The sequence below is a fragment of the Streptomyces sp. NPDC029956 genome (genome assembly GCF_055574655.1).
In genome coordinates this window covers 199,137-218,338 of the sequence record NZ_JBVHZJ010000007.1, presented here as the reverse complement: position 1 = coordinate 218,338, position 19,202 = coordinate 199,137, and the positions used below count along the sequence as shown (strand labels likewise).

The 19,202-nt window shown below is 73.3% G+C and carries 13 protein-coding genes; 6 read left to right on the top strand and 7 right to left on the bottom strand.

Annotation, left to right across the window (positions count from 1 at the left end):
* Positions 1-200: 200 nt before the first annotated feature.
* Positions 201-3,137 (top strand): helix-turn-helix transcriptional regulator, encoded by a 2,937-nt coding sequence (locus ACZ4XX_RS08230; RefSeq protein WP_468507120.1) that lies wholly within the window; start codon positions 201-203, stop codon positions 3,135-3,137.
* On the opposite strand, the gene ACZ4XX_RS08225 is transcribed toward ACZ4XX_RS08230, so the two are convergent.
* Positions 3,127-4,059 (bottom strand): caspase family protein, encoded by a 933-nt coding sequence (locus ACZ4XX_RS08225; RefSeq protein WP_468507119.1) that lies wholly within the window; start codon positions 4,057-4,059, stop codon positions 3,127-3,129. The two genes, ACZ4XX_RS08230 and ACZ4XX_RS08225, sit on opposite strands and share 11 nt — an antisense overlap.
* Before the next feature lie 119 nt (positions 4,060-4,178).
* On the opposite strand from ACZ4XX_RS08225, the gene ACZ4XX_RS08220 reads away from it, so the two are divergent.
* The 3 genes from ACZ4XX_RS08220 (at position 4,179) to ACZ4XX_RS08210 (ending at position 11,760) form a co-directional block, all read left to right on the top strand.
* Positions 4,179-5,066, top strand: coding sequence for a DNA/RNA non-specific endonuclease (locus ACZ4XX_RS08220; RefSeq protein ID WP_468507118.1), 888 nt, complete (start codon positions 4,179-4,181; stop codon positions 5,064-5,066).
* Between the two features lie 204 nt (positions 5,067-5,270).
* A complete protein-coding gene (locus ACZ4XX_RS08215) occupies positions 5,271-10,673 on the top strand; it encodes a trypsin-like peptidase domain-containing protein (RefSeq protein WP_468507117.1) in 5,403 nt (1,800 codons plus the stop codon).
* A gap of 7 nt (positions 10,674-10,680) precedes the next feature.
* On the top strand, positions 10,681-11,760 hold the full coding sequence (locus ACZ4XX_RS08210; RefSeq protein ID WP_468507116.1) for a trypsin-like serine peptidase: 1,080 nt from the start codon (positions 10,681-10,683) through the stop codon (positions 11,758-11,760).
* Positions 11,761-11,793: 33 nt separating this feature from the next.
* Here the strand turns inward: ACZ4XX_RS08210 and ACZ4XX_RS08205 are convergent, their stop codons facing one another.
* Positions 11,794-12,393, bottom strand: coding sequence for a hypothetical protein (locus tag ACZ4XX_RS08205; RefSeq protein ID WP_468507115.1), 600 nt, complete (start codon positions 12,391-12,393; stop codon positions 11,794-11,796).
* A 22-nt stretch (positions 12,394-12,415) separates the two neighbouring features.
* Positions 12,416-13,093: a maltokinase N-terminal cap-like domain-containing protein gene (locus ACZ4XX_RS08200; RefSeq protein ID WP_468507114.1), complete on the bottom strand. Its 678-nt coding sequence runs from the start codon at positions 13,091-13,093 to the stop codon at positions 12,416-12,418.
* A 159-nt stretch (positions 13,094-13,252) separates the two neighbouring features.
* Between ACZ4XX_RS08200 and ACZ4XX_RS08195 the strand changes: the two genes are divergently transcribed.
* Positions 13,253-14,557 carry a serine hydrolase domain-containing protein gene (locus tag ACZ4XX_RS08195; protein ID WP_468507113.1) on the top strand — a complete coding sequence of 435 codons (1,305 nt, stop codon included), beginning with the start codon at positions 13,253-13,255 and terminating at the stop codon, positions 14,555-14,557.
* A 115-nt stretch (positions 14,558-14,672) separates the two neighbouring features.
* Positions 14,673-15,146: a GreA/GreB family elongation factor gene (locus tag ACZ4XX_RS08190; protein WP_468507112.1), complete on the top strand. Its 474-nt coding sequence runs from the start codon at positions 14,673-14,675 to the stop codon at positions 15,144-15,146.
* 36 nt (positions 15,147-15,182) lie between these two features.
* On the opposite strand, the gene ACZ4XX_RS08185 is transcribed toward ACZ4XX_RS08190, so the two are convergent.
* From ACZ4XX_RS08185 to ACZ4XX_RS08170, 4 genes are read right to left on the bottom strand one after another with little or no spacing between them, the layout of a single operon-like run.
* The gene (locus tag ACZ4XX_RS08185; protein ID WP_468507111.1) at positions 15,183-16,607 is read right to left on the bottom strand and encodes a phytoene desaturase family protein; all 1,425 of its coding nucleotides are present in this window, start codon (positions 16,605-16,607) and stop codon (positions 15,183-15,185) included.
* A gap of 41 nt (positions 16,608-16,648) precedes the next feature.
* A complete protein-coding gene (locus ACZ4XX_RS08180) occupies positions 16,649-17,284 on the bottom strand; it encodes a DUF1345 domain-containing protein (RefSeq protein ID WP_468507110.1) in 636 nt (211 codons plus the stop codon).
* 35 nt (positions 17,285-17,319) lie between these two features.
* Entirely contained in the window at positions 17,320-18,180 is an 861-nt protein-coding gene (locus ACZ4XX_RS08175; protein WP_468507109.1) for a family 1 encapsulin nanocompartment shell protein, read from the bottom strand.
* A gap of 6 nt (positions 18,181-18,186) precedes the next feature.
* Positions 18,187-19,173, bottom strand: a complete 987-nt coding sequence (locus ACZ4XX_RS08170) for a Dyp-type peroxidase (RefSeq protein WP_468507108.1) — start codon at positions 19,171-19,173, stop codon at positions 18,187-18,189.
* Positions 19,174-19,202 lie beyond the last annotated feature (29 nt).

Here is a 19,202-nt window from a genome sequence, read left to right as displayed (position 1 = left end):
CCCCACATCAGCATCATTGCTGGTCAGCGACGCGCTCGTGGTCTACACCACGGGCGCGTTCTGGCGTTTCGGGGTGACGGCCCGCCGGGGTGCCCTGTCCGTATGCCGGACACAGGGCCTGGACTCCACCGGTGGGCTCCGTATTCTCTGCCCACGGGGCTCATGGGCCGGGGGCCCGAGCGCGCCGGAGGTGATGGACAGTGACGACAGCTCCGTACCTCGCCCTGCGCCCCACGGGTCCGGGGGGACCCTCGGCGCCGGTGGGCCGCGAGGAACTCCTCGCCCGCCTCGAACGCGCCCTCCACACCCGGGGCCGTGCCCTGCTCACCGGGCCCGCCGGTGTCGGCAAGACCGAGCTCGCGCTCGCCGAGGCGACCCGCGCCGAGGCACGCGGCGAGACCGTGCTGTGGCTGGCGACCCTGCCGTCCGACCGCAAGATACCCGGGGCGTCGGCCGCCGCGCTGGTGGCCTCCGTGGCGGCGACCGTGCACCGGCTCGAACCCGGCGGCGGCAGACGCCGTGAGCCCCGCGCGGCCGACAAGGCACCCGCCGGACCCGAGGCCTCCGCGGTCTTCGACGAGCTTCCCGGGCCCCAGCGCACCGCCGTCGCCATGCTCTGCCGCGAGGCGCCGCTGGACGCCGGCGGCTGGGACCCGATCGCGCTCCGGCTCGGCATCGCCCAGATCCTCCGCACCCTGACCCGCCGCGGCCCCGTGCTCCTCGTCGTCGACGGGGTCCAGCACGTCGACGCGGACAGCGCGGACCTGCTCCGCTTCGCCCTCCACCTCGCACCGCCCGCGCTGCGCGTGGTGGCCGTCGAGACACCGGAGCCGTACGGCGAGGCGGGCCAGCCCTACCGGGCGTCCCACCGCCCCGACGATCCGCACGCCGCCCACCTCTGGGTGCCCTCCGAGGCGGACGTGCTGCTCGTGCCGCCGCTGCACGCCGACGAGATCGCCGAACTCCTGATCCACCACCGGCTGCCCTCCCGGATGGCCGGCCGGATCCATCGCGCCAGCGGCGGCAATCCGCGGCTCGCGCTCGCCGTGGGACGCTCGCTCGCCGACGCGCGGACGCCCGTGCACCACGCCGAGGCGCTGACGCTCTCCGGGCGCGCCCGCGACCTGGCCCGCCAGCTGCTGGGCGCCGCGCCCCTCGCCGTACGGGAGACGCTGCTGCTCGCGGCCCTCGCGCTGCGTCCCTCCTCGACGCTGGTGCGGCGGGCGGGGCGGCCCAACGCGGAGGCGGACCTCGCGGCGGCCGAGCGGGCCGGACTCGTGTCGCTCGCCGAGGACGGGTCGGTGACCTTCACCGCGGGTCTGCTGCCCTCCACCCTGGTGCACGACGCCTGTTGGGCCGAGCGGAGCGCCGGGCACGCGGCCCTCGCGGAGGTCGTGGACGACCCGGTGGAGGCGGTACGGCACCGGGCGCTGGCCACCGACAGCCCGGACGAGGACCTCGCGGCCGAGGTCGCGGCTGCCGCCGACCTGGCCCGGCGGCGCGGCAACAGCGCGCTCGCGGCCGAACTCGCCCTGCTGGCGGCCGAGTCGACGCCCGGACGGCACGGGACGCGGCGGATCGCGCGGCTCGTCGACGCCGCCGAGGAGGCCGCCCGCGCGGCCCGCGCCGACCTCGCCATGCGGGCCGCCACCGACCTGCTCGCCCGTGACGCGGTGCCCGCCGACCGGGTCAGGGCGCGGCTCGCCGTCCTCGACACCGCCGGGCAGGGGCTGACCGGGCTCGACGAGATGTACGTGCACGCCATGGAGGACTCGGAGGGCGACACCGCCCTGCGGGCCGCCGTACAGCTCCGGCTCGCCGTCAAGTACGTGCTCGCCGACGGCGATCCGCAGCGCTCGCGGACGGCGGCCGTCGAATCGGCCGCGCTCGCCGCCTCCATGGGCGATCCTCGGACGGCGGCGCAGGCGCTGACCGTGCAGGCGCGGATGGAGCGGGCCCTCGGGGAGCCGGACGCGGAGGCGGTGCTCGCGCAGGCCCGTGCCCTGGAGTTGGCCGAGCGGCCCCTCGGGATCCGTAACGCCGCGCAGATCCTGACGATCCGCCACGCCCTGTTCGACGACCGGCTCACGGACGCCCGCGACGAACTGAACGCGCTTCTCCCCCTGGTCCAGCGACGCGGATCGGTGGAGGACACGATCGAGCTGTTCTCCACCCTGGCCGCCGTCGAGTCCCGCAGGGGCGCCTGCGCGGCCGCCCTCGCGCACGCCGGGCAGTCCCTCGCGCTCACCCTGGAGGCGGGCCTCTCCCCCGGCCCCGCCTGGTACACGCTGGCGCTCGCGGAGACGGCCGGCGGCAGCTTCGCCCGGGCTGCGAGCTACGCCCGGCGCAGCGTCCAGGCCTCGGAGGAGGAGGGCGACCGGGTGTTCCTCTCCCGCAGCCGGTACGCCCTCGGCCGAGTCCAGCTGATCAACGGGGACGTGGCCGCCGCCCTGGAGACCCTGCGGCGCGTCCAGGCCGACGAGCGCGCCCAGTCGACCGTGGACCCGTCGATGCTGCGCTGGCACGAGGAACTGGCCGAGGCCCTGCTCGCCCATGACGCGGCCGACGAGGCCCTGGCACTCCTCGACGAGGTGCGGCCGGTGGCGGCCCGGCTCGGCCGGTCCACGGTCCTGCTCGGCTGCGACCGGGCGTACGCCCTGTGGCTCGCGGCGGAGGGGCGCACGGACGAGGCGGCGCAGCTGCTGACCCGCACGGCCGAGGCCTTCGGCCGGTCCGGGCTGCCGCTGGAGCGGGGACGGGCACTGATCGCCCTGGCCCGGGTGGAGCGCCGCAGACGGCGCCGGTCGGCGGCGCAGAGCGCGCTGCAGACGGCGGCCTCGGTGTTCGAGCGGGCCGGAGCGACGCCGTGGCTGGCCCTGGCGTGCGAGTCCCCGGCGGGCGCCGTGGGCGAGAGCCCCGGCGCCGGCACCGGGGGCGAGGAGGCGCTGCCGGCGCTCTCCTCGCTGACGGAGGCCGAGCTGCGGCTCGCCCGACTGGTGGGGCAGGGCGCCAGCAACCAGGAGGCGGCGGCGAAGCTGTATCTGAGTGTGAAGACGGTCGAGGCACGGCTGACCCGGATCTACCAGAAGCTCGACGTCCGCTCGCGGGCGCAGCTCGCGACGGCGCTCAGACCGTGAACGGCCTCTGGTCCACGAACTCCTGGTCCGGGGTGCCGGTCAGGTAGAGGTTCGGGCTCTGGGTCGGGGGCAGTCTGCGCTGGATCGCCCGGTGGAAGTCGCGGTAGCCGCCGCGGAAGGCACCGCCGTCCCACACCCGGAGCAGCGCCTCGGTGAAGGCGCCGTTGACGTCGCCGTCGGAGGCCTCCTGGTTGTCCTGGCAGGCCGACACGAGGAGCGCGTCGGGGCCCGGTCCGTCCGGGGATCCGGACTCGGCGAGAGAGCGCCGGAGCTCGGCGTAGAAGCCGCGGTCGCGGTCGTGGAGCCGGCGCTGCTGGTGCTCGGGCATGAAGCGGGCCGTGGCTCCGGCCCCCGGCCCGCCGGGGATCTCGATGCTGCTGCCGCTGTGGCAGCAGTCGAAGAAGCAGACGATCCGTACGTCGTCGGCGAAGGCGCTGAAGGCGTGCCGGACCTCGTCGTCGAGGAACTGCCGGTCGTAGAGGACGAGGGTCTCGTCGAGCGCGTCCGGCTCGTTGTCCGAGGAGGCGGCGGAGGCGGAGGTGGCGGCGGAGGTGGAGGTAGCGCTCGCGGTGGCGGTGGAGGTGGCGCTCGCGGTGGCGGCGGAGGTGGCGGTCGCGGCGGAGGCGGTGGCTGCGGTCGAGTCGCCGTTCGCGTCGGGCAGCTGGCCTCCGTGGCCCGAGTAGCTGAAGAGCAGGATGTCGCCGGGGCCGAGCCGGGCGGCGGCCTCACCGAGCACGGTGGTGACGTTGGCGACGGTCCCCTCGGGGGTGAGCAGGACCGTGCTCTCGAATCCGGCGGCCCGGGCGAGCCGCGCCATGTCGTGGGCGTCGTTCTCACAGGCGACCAGGGTGCCTTCCCAGCCCTCGTAACGGGCGGGGTCGACGCTGTTGAGTCCGACGTGCAGGGCGAGTCCGGTGGCCATGGGGTGCCTCCTGGCGGAAGAGGAGGAAGGGGGGAGAGCGGAGAGGGACCGGGGCGTCTGATCGAGTGGCCTGGGGTCCGGCGCCGAGCGCGCCCCTCTCCACGCGGTACCTACATCGTATGAAGCCTTCCGATCCCCCGCCCCCTCCGGGCACGGCCGACGCACGCCGCGCGGCGCTCGCCGACCGCACCGGCTACGACGAGGCCTTCCTCGGACCGGTCGTCCCGCTGCCGCTCCCGGTCCGGCCTTCGATCGGGACGGTGATCCTGCCGTACACCCACTTCACCGTGGTCTTCCGGCCCGACCGTCGGCTCGCGGCCTCGACGGCCGTGTGCGTCGAGGGGCGGGGGCTCGTGGAGGACCTACCCCGCGACGGCGTCTGGCGGTTCGACCCGCGGCTGCCCGAGGAGCAGCAGGCGGGCGACGAGGTCTACCGGAACAACAGCCTCGACCGCGGCCATCTGGTCCGCCGGCTCGACCCGGTCTGGGGACCCCAGGCCCTGGCGGTCCGCGCCGAGGCGGACACCTTCCACTTCACCAACGCCGCTCCCCAGGCGGATGTCTTCAACCAGGGCAGGCAGGTCTGGCAGGGGCTGGAGAACCACCTGCTCGACCACGCCGCCGCCCACGACCGGAGGCTGACCGTCCTCACGGGCCCGGTGCTCCACGACTCCGACCCGCCGTACCGGGGGATCCAGGTGCCGATGCGCTTCTGGAAGGTGGCCGCGTTCCTCCAGGACGGGGTGCTCGCGGCGGCGGCGTACGTGCTCGACCAGAGCCCCGACCTCAGCCGGGACGCCGAGCGGGCGCTCGCGGGGGCGACGACCGGCGCGCCGCCGCCGCTGGGCCCGTTCCGTACGTACCAGGTGCCCGTCTCGGACGTCGCCGAGCTCACCGAGCTGGAGTTCGGGGCGCTGCCCGACGTGGACGTGATGCCGTCGCCGCGGGCGCCCGAGGAGCGGTGGCGGCGACTCGAGTCGTACGGGGACATCGTGCTGCACCCCTGAGTCGGCGAGCGGTACCCCTGAGTCCGCGGGCAGCGCCCCGCACCTGATCCGCACCCGATCCGCGCCGCTCCTGCCCTCCGCCACAGCGATTGCGACCCCTTCCGGCCGGTGAAACGATGGGAGGGACGGGCCGTCCGGCCCGATCAGTCACGTCCCGGCGCCGGAGCGACCGGCGCTGCGCCAAGAGCGCCGGGCAGGTGCGGTATGCCGCTCACCGAAACCGAGTGGGGACTCGTCGCCAGATGGGTGCGGGATCACCTCCTCGACTCTCCCGATCCACGCGAGAAGCTCCTCAGGTCCGGCCTTCCTGCCGATTTCGTCGACGACCTGCCGCTCACCCCGGAGGCAGACCGCAATGCCCGGCTGGTGGTCTCGGCCGCCCGCCAGGACATCGCCCATCAGCGACGGCTGCTCAAGGTGCTCACGAGCCTCGAAGCGCTGGCCGCCATCGACGCCCCGCACGCCTACGAGCAGGGCGCCGAGGCCCGGAACCTCCTCACCCGGCTGCGCGAGGACGAGAGCCTGCGGCGCTCGCCTCAGGACCCCTTCCACAGCCACCTCCTGAAGCACGGAACGGCGGTCTTCCTGGACCGGTCCGAGCTGCGCGAGAAGCTGCGCGGCTTCCTCGCCGACCCGGAGCAGACGGTGCTGATCGTCGACGGTCCTCCGGACAGCGGCCGTTCCTACACGTACGAGTTCATCCGTCATCTCGGCCAGCACGAGGACTTCCGTCCGGTACGGGTGACCCTGTCCCGCACGTCGACGGCGGCGGGTCTGATGGAGCGGCTGGCGGCCTTCGTCGCGGGGCCGGAGGCCGAGGGATTCCCGTTGAACCCGACACGGTTGAACGATCCACTGCCGTGCTTCGAGGACGCGGCGCACCGGATCGTCGCCCGCGCCAGTGCCGCCGAGGGCCGCTTCTGGCTCGTCCTCGACGACTGCGACCGGCTCGACCCGCACTCGGACGTGTGGGACGCCATCGGCGTCCTGGCGCGGGCGATCTACGAGCACACCCCGGTGCGCACCGACAACGTGCCCCGGCTGGTGCTGCTCGGGTACGCCACGACGATGCGCCAACTCCCGTACGAGATACGCAAGAACGAGTGCCGTGACACCACGCGCCTCGCCGACGAGGACGATCTCCGCGTCTTCTTCGAGGAGTTCTTCACCGACTCGACCTTCCCGGGACAGGAGGACACCGTCCAGGCGCTGACGGAGACGGCCGTCGCCGAGGTGCTGCGTTCCGTGGAAGCCCCTTCGAACGGCGACAGTTACATGCGCCGGCTGTGCACGGCAGTGGAGGACGTCGTACGAATCCACCGGACGCTGCCACCGATGACGCCGCGGTCCAACGGGGCCGCGCACCTCCTGCGCGACGCCCTGCGGGCGAGTCTCGCCGCTCCCGCGGCCACTCTGCCCGATCCGCGCCGCTCCTACCGCGAAGCCGCCTGTCTGCTGCAGGAGTTCGATCCGGCGCTGCTCCGCCTCCCCGGCGAGGAGCGGTCCACCGGGCGGGCCGTCCTCGAGCTCGTCGACGACTGCACGGCGCTGCCCTCCCCCGGAGCCACGGTCTGGACGCTCAAGCCCGAGGTCCGCGAGGCAGCCCTCACGCGCCTCGCCGGCCCCGGAGCGGCGCTGGACGCCCTGCGGACCAACATCGGCCTGCGACCCGCGGGTCCCGGCCCGGAACGCACCGCCCTCGCCCTTCTCACCGACACCGGAACGGTCCTGCCACCCACGGACCCGCACCCCCGGGCTCAGGCCCAGGCCCACCACGACGACGTCGAGGAGCTGTCCCACACCCTCCAGGCCGTGCTCTGGCTGAGCCGCGTGCCCGGCGTGACCGGACTGCCCCCCGTCGACGAGGTCCAGCACCGGATCGAGACGGCCCGGCTGCTTCAGCCGATGCACCGGCTGATCCGGGGCACCTTCCACGGCCGCACCGCCGAACTCGACTCCCTGCACGCCTACATCGCGCTGCCCGAGGAGCCGGCCGAGCCCCCGGTGCTCCTCCACGGCATCGGCGGCATCGGCAAGAGCACCCTGCTCGCCAAGTTCCTCGTCGACGCCCTGGCCGCCTCGCCCGCCGGATTCCCCTTCGCCTACATCGACTTCGCGCGTCCCACGCTCTCCGTCCACGAGCCCTCCACCGTGATCGCGGAGATGGCCCGGCAGCTGGGCGTCCAGTACCCCGCCCTGCACTCCGACTTCGAGACGCTCGCCGACGCGTGCGAGCAGACGGCGGCGGCCCATCGCGGGGAGCGCAACGAGCTCGACGAACTCCATCAACTCGCCGGCACCCGGGCCACTCTCGCACGCGACTACTCGGCCGACTTCCACGCCCGCGCCAGCGCCCGGGAGCAGGAACTCGCGCGCCGGATCGCGTCCCTGGTCGCCGAGGCCGTCCGGCCGGCGCCCGGAGGGACACCGCCGCCGATGGTCGTCGTGCTCGACTCCGCCGAGGAGGCCCAGTACCGGGGCTCCCCGCTCATCTCCCGGATGTGGGCCATCTGGGCGGCCCTGCGAGCGGACTACGCCCGCCTCCGGTTCATCGTCTCCGGGCGCGCGCCGTTCGACCATCCCGCCCGGGTCCTCACCCCGCGCACCATGGAGCTCACCGAGCTCGACCACCAGGCCTCCGTGGACCTCCTCCTGTCCTCCGGAGTCGCCGACGAGGCGCTCGCCGAGGATCTCGCGGAGCGGATCGGCGGCCATCCGCTGAGCCTCAAGCTGGCGGCCCGTACCGCGGTCACCGTGGGCAACGACTCCCCCGCGATCGGCGGACTCCTGCGTGGACTCCCGTCCAGGCGCCGCTACTTCGACCGCCAGGTCGACCAGATGCTCATCCAGGGCACGCTGTACGACCGCATCCTCAAGCACATCGCGGAGGACGACGTCCGGGCCCTCGTCCAGGCGGGGCTCGCACTCCGCTTCATCACCCCCGACCTCGTCCGGGAGGTCCTCGCCGGCCCGGCCGGACTGGAGGTGGAAACCGCCGCGGAGGCCCGGCGGCTCTACGGACTGCTCACCTCGCGCGTCGACCTGATGGAGTCGGCCGGCCCCGACGCCATCCGGCACCGGGCCGATCTACGGGCCATCATGCTGCGCCTCTCGGACAGTGCACGGACCGATCTGATGCGGGCCGTGGACCGCAGCGCCATCGCGTACTACGAGGTCCGCGAGGGGGCCAGGAACCGCGCCGAGGAGATCTACCACCGGCTCCGGCTCGGAGAGAACCCCCGTACGGTGGAGGAACGTTGGAATCCGGGCGTGGCCGCCTACCTGGGCGGCAAGACCCATCTGGAGATGCCGCACCGCTCGGCCGCCTTCCTCCTCGGCAGGATCGGCGGCCATGTGCCCGACCAGATCATGACCGACGCCGACCAGGAGGACTGGGAGCGGATCGCCGCGCGCGAGGTCGAGGACCTGCTCACCCAGGGATATGTGGAGGCCGCGGCACAGCGGCTCGCCGAGCGGCGCCCGTGGACGCCGTGCAGCCGGCTGCACGCGCTGCTCGCCGAGACCCTCGCCCGCTCCGGGCGGACGGCCGAGGCGCGTGCGAGCGCCGAGCGGGACGCGGACCGGGCCGAGGAGGCGGGTTGTGCGGAGACCCAGCTCGAACTGCTCCAGCTGTCGGCGCGGCTCGCTCAGGACACCGGCGACTTCGAGGACGCCGACCGGGACCTCCAGGAGGCCGAGGAGATCGCGGCGGGTCTGGGGCTGCGGTTCGAGTCCCTGGGCATCCTCGTCGCCCGGTCGCGGCTCGCCGACCTCTCGGACGTCGACGCGGCTCCGGCGCGGGAGCGGCTCGCCCGGACGCTGCGCGGGATGCCCGACGCCGACCTGGCCCGGCAGCCGTCGCTGGCCCGTACGGCGGCGGCCACGGCCTGCGCGGAGGACCCCCGGCTCCTGGAGCACACCCTGCGGCTGGTGGGCCTGCCCGCGGACGAGGAGGCGGTGGTGACCGAGCTCGCCCGCTGGATCGACACCACCCTCACCGACGAGCCCACACTGCGCCGGCCCCTGACCCGCATCCTGGAGACGGCCGCCGGACGGGCCGCCGTGTACCCGGACGACGCGACGCGCCTGGACCGTGAACGGATCGAGTGGGACCTGCGGGAGGCACGACGGCGCGGCACCCTGGACAGCGTCGCCCGGCAGGCCCTCACGCTGCGGGACGACAGCGGGGTCCTGCTGCTCGGGGTCGCCTCCGCCATGGACGCGGGCCCGCACGTGCGCGGGGCGGCGCCGGAGGATGCGGCCGGAGCCGTACCGGAACACGATTCCACCGGCCACGGCGTCCCCGCCGGAACACCGCCGGAGCCGTGGGCCGGCCCGCGCCCCCGTCATGGCGGTACGGGCCTGTGGACCCGGCCGCCGCCGACGGCCGCCGGGGCCGCGCTCCGCAAGGAGCCGTTCCTCCGCCAGGAGGAACTCGTCCGGGTCCGCAACGCCGCCATGGAGGCCGGACTCGCCGACCGGACCGTCCGCACGTCCCTCCTCAAGGGCATCCCCGGCTACTTCACCGCCACGCTCGAACCGCTGGCCGACCCCCGGGAGCAGATCCACGCCGACCTGAACGCGATGAACCAGGTCGAGCGGCTCATCGACGGTCTGGTGCCGCTGGAGATCTGGCTGCACAACGCCATCGAGCAGACCCGTGAACCCGGCCCCCGTGCCGTCCTCCAAGGTGCGCTCGACACCGTCGCCCGGGTGATCACCGGCGAGGCGGAGCTGCCGGCGGAGATGATGCCCGGGGAGATGAAGGAGGAGATCGTCCTCCAGGACGACACCGTGCCGTACGAGTTCCTGCACGGCGGGATCCGGGCCGGCGCCTCCGTCGCGCTCCTGCGCATCCCCCCGTACGAGTCGGGCGCGCCGCTGCTCCCGTCCTACCCGCACGGCGGGACGGGCTGGATGATCGCCCCCGATCTGCTGATCACCAACCACCACGTGGTGATGGCCCGTTCGTCCGAGCAGCCCGGCGTGCGTCCGTACGTGAGCGACGAGGACCTGCACCTCCAGGCGCGCATGTCCCGCTCCCGCTTCGACTTCGTCGAGAACGCGGCGGGCGCCCCGGAAGCCACGATCGGTGAACTCGTCGCCTGGGACGCGGGCCTGGACTACGCCGTCGTCCGGCTCTCCTCCGACCAGGAGAGCCGCCCCACGCTCCGGGTCGCCACCCGGCCGCTGCTCGTCCGCGAGCGGCAGCGCGTACCGGTCAACATCATCCAGCACCCCGGCGGGCTGCCGAAGCGGGTCGCGCTGCGCAACAACCTGGTCTACCGGGCCGACGAGCACGACCTCCTGTACTTCACCGACACCCGCGGCGGCTCGTCCGGCTCGCCGGTCTGCCTCGACGACTGGACGGTGGTGGGGCTGCACCGCGGGACGCGGAAGGTGGACGAGGTCGAGTTCCAGGGTGCGCGGACGCGGTTCGTGAACGTCGGCACCCAGATGAGCGGGATCCTCTCCCATCTCCAGGAGTTCACGCCGGAGTTGTACGAGGAGATCATGGCGGCCCAATCGGGTCGGCCGGCTCCGGGGCGCACGGCGGACGGAACCAACGGAACCAACGGAACCAACGGCAACGGGAAGCCGAGGTGAGTGAGCCATGCCGAACGGATCACGGGGCGGGTCGCCGGTCGCGACCGCCACCGAGCGGATCTTCGGGGATCTGCAAGAGGTCGCCGCGCGGGTGCGCGGCCGGCTGGAGGCGGAGATCACCGAGTCCACCTTCGAGCTCCCCGCCGACGTGGCACCGGCCTCCGAGATCTCCCGCTTCGCCCGCGAGGAGCGGGCACGCGTCCTGGAGGCCGGTGTCAGCGGTCTGGAGAAGCTGGCCACGCACCGGGAGGACGAGCTCGACGGCGACGAGTCCTTCGGCGTGGAGGCGATCGTCCTCATGGAGGGACGCCCGGCGATCCTGGTGCAGCGCCAGGACTTCGCCCCGCAGCACGACGAATGGGCGGTCCTCGACGGCCAACGGCCCGCGATCCGGGAGTCCCTGTCCCGCGTCGGCCGGGTCGAGGTCACCGGCCATCCACGCCTCGACTGGATCGGCACCGCGTTCCTCGTCGGCCCGAGGGCCGTCATGACGAACCGTCATGTGGCGGTGGAGTTCGCCCGGTCGGCGAACGGCGACGGCCGGTGGACCTTCGAGCACGGGATGTCGGCACGGGTCGACCCCGCGGAGGAGCTGCCGCTCGCGGGTGAGCCGCTCGGGGCCTCGGTGCCGTACGAGATCACGGAGATCATCGGCATCCACCCGGACGTCGACATGGCGCTGCTGCGGATCGAACAGTCGGCGGACGGCGCCCTGCCCACCCCGCTCGCGGTCGCGGCGGACGCCCCGGCGAGCGTCCCGGGCCGCCAGGTGTACGTGGTCGGGTACCCGGCCTGGGACGGCCGGCGCAACGAGCCGGAGTCGATGCGCCGGATCTTCATGGACGTCTACAACGTGAAGCGGCTCCAGCCGGGTGCGGCCACCGAGTTCATCCCGGGCGGCCTGGTCCTGAAGCACGACTGCTCGACCCTCGGCGGCAACAGCGGGTCCCCGGTCCTCGACCTCACCGACCACCGCGTCCTCGGCCTCCACTTCGGCGGCCGTTACGGCACGGGCAACTTCGCGGTCCCCCTGTGGGAGCTGGTGGACGACCCGCTGCTGACCGCGGCAGAGGTCAACTGGGTCTAGTCCTGTCGCTCGGGCCGGGACCGGACCGGGTGCTCAGCCGAACCAGACCACCAGCCGGACGTGGTCGTCGCCGTACTCGGCCGCGAGGGCCCGCATCGACGCCCACACCGGGGCCCATTGGCCGTCCGGGGGAACGATCGCCCCGGGCGTGAGGACCACCGGACGGTAGACGACGCCGTCCAGCCGGACCTCACCTCCCGGTGGCCATTCGTCGGGGAACAGTTCCTCGCCGAAGAGCTCCGCCGCCGCGGTGTCCACCTCGGCGGGCGTCCGGAGCACGTCGCACAGGACGAGTTCGCCGTCCGGCCCCGGGCGCCACTCCCCCACCCGGTTCCCGTCGGGGGCGTCGCAGACCGGCGCGTCCCAGTCGACCGCCGCGATCTCGGCCCAGGTGGCGTAGGAGTGACCGTGGTTCAGCTCGTCACACCGCTTCGGCACCTCGTCGCAGGAGTCCTCGGGCCATCCCCGCGCGTCGAACAGCGGCCGGTCCACGGTGAGTCCGCCGCCGTAGCCGAAGAGGCACGCGCGCGCGTACCGCTGCTTCCCGAGGTCGAAGCCGAGCAGGTCCACCTCCATCTCCCAGGCCGCGCCCGGCGTTCGCACCTCGATCACCCCGTCGATGGACGCTCCCACGGAAGCCGTCGCCCGCCCTGGCCTAGGACCCGAGCCCGTGGACCGCGACGGCGAACACGCCGCGGACGGAGGTTCCGTCGGGGAGTCGCCACTCGGCGGTGAATCCGCCGTCGGCGCCCGGGGCCAGGTCCGAGCCGGCGTCGAGGACCCGCTGTACGCGCAGGGTCAGCGGGGCGGGCGCGCCGGAGGCCCGCACCACCACGTCCGTGTGGTCCTGGCCGTCCTCGGCCCGTACGAGCTCCGCCTCGGCCGTGTCCTCCGCGCCCTTCACCGTCACCGTCACCGGCGAGACGGCGACGGTGAGGTCCGGCGCGTCGGTGAGGGACTGGTCCTGCGCCTGGGTGCGGCCGGTCAGGAGCGCGTACAACTGGGCGGCCAGAACCGGGTCGTGGGTTCCGTCGTAGATCCAGCGCTTGCCGAGGACGCCGTGCTCTGACGTGCCGACGAGGGCGTGCTCGGCGCCGTCCAGCGGCTCTCCACGGTACGTCAGGGGGACGAGGTACGTGGTCGCACCCTGCCCCTCGCCGTCGGTCACCGCCATGAACTCGATGCCGACCTCGCCCGCCGGGTCGTCGAGCCGGAATCCGCCGACCCGCGCCGGTCGTGCCTCCTTGCCCGTGTGCCACGCGCGGGTGGGGAGCCACTCGGTGAGCAGTTCCAGCTTGGTGGGCTGCATCGTGGTCTCGTGGATGACGGCCATCGTGCGGGTCTCCCTCTCGTTCGCGGGTCCGGGCCCACCTCCTCCGTGGCCCGGGCACCGGCAACGTAACAGACCGTGCCGCGGAGCCACCGTGCGAGGCGTGACGCCCCGGCCTAGCCTGGAGGTGGAGTGTTGTCCCCGGCCGGCAGGAGGCCCGCCGTGAGGTACTCACGCACATGCCGCAGGCGTCTCTGCGCGGGAATCGCGGCTCTCGGGATCTTCGCGGCCCCGCTGGGCGCGGGCACCGCCCTCGCCGCCGAACCGCCCGTCCCCGGCCCCTACGCGGCCGCGGCCCAACCACTCTCCCTCGGTGCCTACTTGGCTCCCTCGGCTCCCTCGGCAGCTTCGGCTGCCTCGGCGCAGGACGACTTCCCCGAACTCACCCCGGCCGTCGCCGAACGGCTGGACAAGGCGATCCAGGACGTCATGAAGGAGGCCGGCGTCCCCGGTGTCACGGTCGGCCTGTCGGCACCGGGCAAGGGAACCTACATCCGCTCCTTCGGTGTCGCCGACAAGGACACCGGGCAGGCCATGCGGCCCAACCTGTACATGCGGATCGGCAGCGAGACCAAGACGTTCACGGTGACCGCCATGCTCGAACTCGTCGACCAGGGAAGGGTCGACATCGACGACCCGATCTCCCGGTACGTCGACGGCGTACCGAACGGCGACAGGATCACCCTGCGCAACCTGGCGTCCATGCGCAGCGGACTCTTCAACTACTCGGCGGACGAAGGCTTCTACAAGGCGTTCACCTCGAATCCCGATCGGCCTTTCACGCCGCGGGAGTTGCTCGATTTCGCGTTCGGGCACCCGATCCAGTTCCAGCCCGGGGCCGAGTTCGACTACTGCAACACCAATCTGATCCTGCTCGGTCTCGTCGTGGAGAAGGTCAGCGGCACACCACTTCACGAGTTCATCCAGAAGAACGTCCTGGATCCGGCGGGCCTGGACCGCACCGTCTTCCCGACCGACGCCGCGTTCCCGGACCCGCACGCGCAGGGCTACACCATCCAGACCGCCTCGGGCCAGGTCGAGAACGCGACGAACTGGAACCCCTCCTGGGCCTGGGCGGCCGGCGCGATGATCTCGAACCTCCAGGACCTGCGCACCTGGGCCCGGGTCGTCGCCACCGGGACACTGCTCACTCCGGAGACCCAGGCCGAGCGCCTCAAGGTCTACCCGACGGACATCCCGGGCGCCGGATACGGGCTCGGCATCTTCAACGTCCAGGGCTGGATCGGGCACAACGGCTCCCTGCCCGGGTACGAGTCGCTGACGATCTACCTGCCGGAGTCGCGGGCCACCCTGGTCGTCCTCCTCAACACGGACACGCTGCACGACGGCAACGAACCCAGCACCCTCTTCGGCCAGGCCATCACGCGCATCGTGACCCCGGACCACGTCTTCGACATCCCGGTCACGGCGGCCGCCCCGAGCAGCCCGAGCCCGAGCGGGAGCTGACCCGGAGACCCGGCGGGTTCTTCTGTGACGACGGCCGCCGACCTGGCTGATACTGTCGGAAATGCCGCTTTTGACCTGCGACACGTCACCGTGCCGCCGCACCACGGGAGCAGGAATGACCGGTGGACCCGAGCCCATCAGTGCCGTCGCCCGCGAGGCACTGGAGCGGGAGATCGACGACCTCCGCACCGAACGAGAGGCCGTCGCCGTCACCCTCGGGGACGGGGGCGGCGACCAGACGGGCGACCGGGCCGACCAGGCCGACGAGCTGGAGCGCGCCGCGGAGCTCGACCGGCTCGACCGGCGCATCGACGACATCACCGGACGGCTGCGCGAGGCGGACGCGGCGGGCGCACCGCCCAGCGACGCGGTCGGCGTGGGCAGCACCGTGACCGTGCGGTTCGACGACGGCACGGAGTCGACCGTGCAGATCGGCGAGGTCGCCGCCGTGCTCGACCGGACGATGGTCACCTCCGACAGCCCCCTCGGCAGCGCGCTGCTCGGTCACCGCGCGGGCGACACCGTCACCTATGTGACTCCCGAGGGGCCGGCCACGGCGGTCGTGCTGTCCCTCGGCGAGACGGCTTAGGTCCTGTCGTCGGTCTCCCGTCCAGCGGCCGCGCCGTCACGAGGCCCGCGCCCCGAGGTGGCGCAGGGCCGACGCCGCCGCTCCCGCGCCGCACATGCCGTGGGCGCCGGGGCCCGGCGGGGTGGCGGCCGAGCAGAGGTACACGCCGGGCAGCCCGGTGGCGTACGGGTCGAGCGCGGGGCGTGCGCCCAGGAGGAGTTGGGGGACGGTCTTGGCTCCGGTGAGGATGTCGCCGCCGGCGAAGTTGGGGTTGGCCGCGGCGAAGTCGGCGGGGCGGGTGACGTGCCGGCCCAGGATGCGTTCGCGGACGCCGGGCGCGAAGCGTTCGAGCTGCCGCAGGACCGACTCCGTCGCGTCGCCCTCGTAGCCGTACGGGACATGGGCGTACGTCCAGACGGGGTGGACGTCCCCGACGGACCGGGACGGGTCGGCGAGGTACTGCTGTCCGACGAGCACGAAGGGCCGCTCGGGCATCCGACCCTCCGTCACGTCCCTCTCGGTGAGAGCCACCTCGCCGAGCGGGCCGCCGAGGTGCACGGTGCCGGCGCGTCGGGCCCGTTCGTCCGTCCAGGGCACCCCGCCCTCGACGGCGAGGTCGACCTTGAAGGCGGCGGGGCCGCGCCGGAAGCGCCGGTACGCGGCTGCCGCCCGGGACGGCAGCAGGTCGCCGTAGAGCCGTGCGACCTGGCCGGGGTCCAGGTCGAGGAGGGTCACGTCGGCGGGCGGGAGCTGTCCGCGGTCGGTGATCCGTACGCCGGTGTGGATCACGCCGCCGTGCTCGGCGAGTACGGCGGCCATGGCGCGCGTGATGGAGTGCGAGCCGCCCTCGGCGACGGCCCATCCGGCGGCGTGTCCCGCGGTGAGGATGCCGAGTCCGATGGCCGAGCCGAACGGGTCGGAGAGCGGGCGGAAGGAGTGCGCGGCGACTCCGGCCCACAGCGCCCGGGCCTGCGGCGTGCGGAAGAGCCGCGCGAGGGCCGAGGCGGGCAGGACGGTCGGCAGGCCGAAGCGGGCGAGCGCCAGTGGATGCGCCGGGATCCGGAGCAGCGGGCGCATGACGTCGTCGGCGAGCGCGTCCCACCGTCGTACGGAGGGCTCCACCAGGGCCCGGTAGCGGGCGCCGTCCACGCCGAGCCCGGCGGCGGTCTCCGCCACGGACCGGAGCAGGACACCTGCCGTACCGTCGTCGAGGGGGTGGACGCAGTCGATCTCCGGCTGCAGCCAGCGCAGCCCGTGGCGCTCCAGGCCGAGCGAGCGGAGGGCGGGCGAGGTGACGGCCATGGGGTGGATGGCCGAACAGTGGTCGTGCAGCAGGCCGGGCAGGATCGCCTCGAAGGTGCGGGTGCCGCCGCCGATCTCCTCGGCGGCCTCCAGGACGGTGACCTTCAGTCCCTTGCGGGCGAGCAGCGCGGCGGCGGCGAGCCCGTTGGGCCCGGCACCGACGACGACGGCCGTGGTCATGACGTGGTCTCCAGGGGGCGGAGTCTCCGCGGGGTACTGCCTCAGCCCGTGACGATGCCCGTGACGAGGTTGATGGTGGTGGCAAGGATACTCGCGCCGAAGACGTACGACAGCAGACAGTGACGGAGCGCGATCGCGCGGATCGTCGTGCTGGAGACGTCGGTGTCGGAGACCTGGTAGGTCATGCCGAGGTTGTAGCTGAAGTAGAGGAAGTCGCTGTAGCGGGGCGGTTCCCTGGAGTTGAAGTCGATCCCGCCGCCGGGCTTCCGGTAGTAGACGTACGCGTACCGGGTGGCGTACATCAGGTGCAGCGCCGCCCATGCCATGAACACACCGGCGAGCGCGGTCGCCGCGGCGGCGTGGCTCAGGTCCGAGGTGCCGACGAGGAGCAGGACGACGATGCCGACGAGTCCGGCCACCGCCGTTCCGACGACGGCCAGTTCCTCGACGACGGGGCGGAACTCCTCGCGGCGTACGTTGCGATGGGTGGTGGCGGCGTCCATCGGCCACAGCGTGACCCACCCGGCGACGACGAAGAGCGTCTCCCCGACGGCGATCCCGGAGAGCACGCCCAGCGGCGCGTGGGTGGTGACGCCGACGACGGCGCCGACCGCCGCCGCGACCAGCGCGGAGACGGCGAGCCGGGGTACGGCGGAGAGCAGCAGCGGACTCTTCATGGCGTGGGCCTCCCGCTTCTCGGGCCTCCGGATCCTCAGGCGACCGGGGCCTCCAGGACGACCACGGCCTCGTCGGTGTAGGTGCGGAAGGTCAGCGTCTCCTGGAAGTAGAGCTGCACGCTGTTCGCGTCGTGGCCCGTGTAGCCGATCGCCAGGTCCTGGCCGAGGATCAGCTCGAAGTCGCCGCCCCGGGTGGACAGGACGAAGCCGCCGCTGAGCGCCGGCGCCCAGATCGGCGAGCCGTCGAGCATACGGCCGAGGTGGGCCGCGATCGGGTAGCCGTGGTCGGAGGTCTCGCTGACCGCCCGGTACTCGTCGGCGCCGAGGAGCAGCGCGTAGGGGCCGTCGACGCCGGCGAGGCGCAGGGCGGTCAGGGCCCGGCTGACGGCGTCGGGGTAGTCGCTCGGCTCGGTGGGCAGCTGGACGACCGGGTTGGAGGACCTGGCGCGCAGGCCGTCGACGCCGGCCGCCCCGTACCCGTCGAAGATCGTGCGGTCCTCGACGAACGCCATGGCGCGCGCCGCGTCCTTGACGGGTTGCCAGTCGGAGTCCTTCGAGCCGCGCTCGACGTCGTCGACGGCGGCCCGGTCGACGGTGAACGGCACCCTGAGTTCGAACAGCGGCTTCGCCTCGCGCAGCCGCGCGGTGACGCCGGGGGCGGGCGAGCCCAGGTCGCCGAGGTGCCCCGTACCGACGGCGGCGAGCCGCGGACCTCCGGGGTCGGGGACGTCGACGACGCGACGGCCCGCGACGTTGCGGCGGAACGTACGGCGGGCCTCCTCCTCGATCTCGGCCCAGGCCGCCGGGGTGATCGGGGCGAGTTCGCGGTGCAGGTTGTTCGTGTCGGGGCCGTGGTAGGGGTCGCTCGCGGGGGTCGTGGCGTCGGGGGTCGTCATGGGGAGTCAGGCTCCTTTCAGGCCGCCGATGCCCAGGGATTCTCCCTGGCGGACGGTGGCGTCAGGCGGCGCGGCGGGCAGGTCGTCGAGGAGGTCGGCGCTCGGCACGAAGAAGAGGCCGCCGGTCACCGCACGGGAGAAGTCGAGGATGCGGTCCGTGTTGCCCGGGGGATCTCCGAGGAACATGTTGCGCAGCATCAATTCGGTGACGGCGGGTGTGCGGGCGTAGCCGATGAAGTACGTGCCGAACTCGCCGCCGCCGATCCGGCCGAACGGCATGTTCGCGCGGAAGATCTGCCGGGTGACGCCGTCCTCGTCGACGATGGTGTTGAGCGCGACGTGCGAGTTCGACGGCTTCACGTCGTCGGACATCTCGACGTTGGAGGCCTTGCCCCGTCCGATGACGTCCTCCTGCTGCTCGACGGTGAGCGCGTCCCAGGCCGGCATCTCGTGGAGGTACTTCTGCACGATGACGTAGCTGCCGCCGCGGAAGCCGGGATCCTCGTCGCCGATGTGGACCGCCGCGGCCGCCACCTGGCCGCCGGGGTTCTCGCTGCCGTCGACGAAGCCGAGGAGGTCGCGCTCGTCGAAGTACGCGAAACCGTGCACCTCGTCGACGACGGTCACGGCGGAGCCCAGGCTCTCCGCGATCAGCCGGGCGAGTTCGAAGCAGAGGTCCATGCGCCGGGCACGTACGTGGAACAGCAGGTCACCGGGGGTGGCCGGGGCCCGGTGGCGGGTGCCCGTGAGGGCCGGGAAGGGGTGGAGCTCGTGGGGGCGCGGACCGCCGACGAGCCGGTCCCAGCCCTCGGAACCGATCCCCGCGACGCAGCTGACGCCGGAGTCGGGGGACCGGAAGGCCACCGACCGGACCAGCCCCGACAGGTCCTGGAGCGCCTCCCGCACCGTGGCCTCACCGCCGGGATTGACGGTGGCCACGAGGAAGACCCCCGCCCGGGAGGGCGGGGCGACGACGGGTTGTACGACGACCATGAGACTCCCGCCGAGAGACAACAAAGGGC